Genomic DNA, 337 nt, shown 5'->3' on the forward strand with positions numbered 1-337 from the left:
GTCGTGGCCGAACTGGTGTCGCGGGTGCGGCCGGCCGCGGTGCTGCTGGCTTCGTCGCAGGAGGGCAAGGAGATCGCGGCCCGGCTGGCGGTGAAGCTGGACAACGGCATCCTGACCGACGTGGTCGGTTTGGCCGCCGACGGCACCGCCACGCAGGTGGCGTTCGCCGGCTCCACGATCGTCACGTCGAAGGTCACCCGCGGTCTGCCGCTGGTCACGGTGCGGCCGAACTCGGTCAACCCGACGCCGGCGGCGGCCGCCCCGGCGGTGGAGCAGCTCACCGTCGCGGTCACCGACACCGACAAGCTGGCGAAGGTCGTGGACCGGGTGGCCGAGC

At 73.0% G+C, this 337-nt stretch carries 1 pseudogene; it reads left to right on the forward strand.

The annotated features are described in order from the left end of the window. Nucleotides 1–337 (forward strand): annotated as a pseudogene (locus ACLQ22_RS31980) (electron transfer flavoprotein subunit alpha/FixB family protein); the annotation flags it as partial.

It is taken from the genome of Micromonospora sp. DT178 (assembly GCF_049841695.1).
GTDB lineage: Bacteria > Actinomycetota > Actinomycetes > Mycobacteriales > Micromonosporaceae > Micromonospora.